At 69.1% G+C, this 1,779-nt stretch carries 1 protein-coding gene; it reads right to left on the bottom strand.

All coding sequences use genetic code 11. From position 1 onward, the window contains the following. On the bottom strand, window positions 1-1,779 hold a 1,779-nt coding region (locus C1I99_RS31420; RefSeq protein ID WP_146604107.1), incomplete at both ends, for a condensation domain-containing protein.

The following is a 1,779-nucleotide window of genomic DNA, read 5'->3' as shown; positions in this document are numbered from 1 at the left end:
GACCCACACCCCGCCCGATCAACAACCGAGCCAACCGATTCGCCCGCGCATTCACCTCCCCAAACGACCACCCCACACCACCATCAACCACCGCCACCGCATCCGGCTGCACCGCCGCCCACCGCTCAAACACCACCGGCAACGGCACCCGATCCACCTCAGCATCAGTGGCATTCCACCCCACCACCACCCGAACCCGCTCCTCCACCGACAACAGCTCAAGGGCACCGATCGGAGCGTGCGGGTCGGCGACGGCGGAGGACAGCATGCGGAGGAACGCGTCGATGACGCGCTCCACGGTGCCTCGGTCGAACAGGTCGGTGCGGTACTCCACGAGCCCGTTGAGGGCGTCGGTGTCGCCGGTCTCCCGCAGGCTGACGGTCAGGTCGAACTTCGCGGTGTCGGTGTCCACCTCGTAGGGCGCGGCGGTCAGGTCACCCAGGGCGGGCACGGCGACGTCGTGACCGTAGGCCAGCATGACCTGGAACAGGGGGTGTCGGGAGGCGGAGCGTACCGGGTTGACGGCCTCGACGACGCGTTCGAACGGCACGTCCTGGTGCTCGAAAGCGGCCAGGTCCACCTGTCGCACACGGGCCAGCAGGTCGGCGAAGCTGGGGTCGCCAGAGGTGTCGGTGCGCAACACCACCGTGTTGACGAAGAACCCGACCAGGTCGTCCAGGGCCGCATCGGCCCGCCCGGCCACCGGCGTGCCGATCGGAATGTCGGTGCCCGCACCCAGCCGGGTCAACAACGCCGCCAACCCGGCCTGCAACACCATGAACACGCTCACTCCGGAGCTGCGGGCCAGCGCGCGCAGGCCGGTGTGCAGCTCGGCGGGTACCTGGAAGGTGACGGTGTCCCCCGCGAGGGACGCCACGGTGGGCCGGCCCCGGTCGTAGGGGAGGTCGAGTTGGTCCGGCAGCCCGCGCAGGGTCTCGGTCCAGTACGCCACCTGCCGCCCGGCCAGCGAACCCGCGTCCCGATCATCGCCCAGCAGACGGCGCTCCCAGACGGCGTAGTCGCTGTACCGCACCGGCAACGGCGACCACACCGGAACCCGCCCACAACGACGGGCGCCATACGCCACAGCCAAATCCCGCAGCAACGGCCCCATCGACCACTCGTCCACCGCGATGTGATGCACCACCAGCAGCAAGACACACTCGCCCTGCCCAACCGAGAACACACACGCCCGCAGCGGCACCTCCCGGCTCAGATCAAACGCATAACCCGCCACCACCCGCAGGTCGGCATCCACCGACTCCCGACTACTGGCCACCCACCCCAACTCCACCGGGAACGGCTCCAGCACCCGCTGCACCGGCACACCGTCGACCTCCGGATAAACGGTACGCAGAACCTCATGACGCTCGACCAGATCAGCCAGCGCGACCTGCAGCGCCTCCCGGTCCAACTCCCCAGCCAGCCGCAACGCGACCGGAACGTTGTAGATCGCGTTCGGACCCTCCGCCGCGACCTGAAACAACAACCGCTGCTGCGCATACGACACCGGCCCATCACCACCATGCGCCACCCGCCGCAACGGCGGCCGATTGGTGAGAGCACCGTTCAACGCCGCTGCGAGGCCAGCCACCGTGGGGGCGTCGAAGAACGCGCGCAGCGTCACCTCCCCGTCGAACACCACCCGGATCCGGCTGACCAGGCGCATGGCGAGCAGGGAGTGGCCGCCGTGGTGGAAGAAGTTGTCGTCAACACCGACGGCCGGCAAGCCCAGGACCTCCGCGAACAGCTCGGCGAGGAGCTGCTCGCGGGGAGTAC

The sequence above is a fragment of the Micromonospora deserti genome (assembly GCF_003236335.1).
Lineage (GTDB): Bacteria > Actinomycetota > Actinomycetes > Mycobacteriales > Micromonosporaceae > Micromonospora > Micromonospora deserti.
Note: the sequence above shows the minus strand (reverse complement) of the source record. Positions and strands in the feature narration are given on the sequence as shown.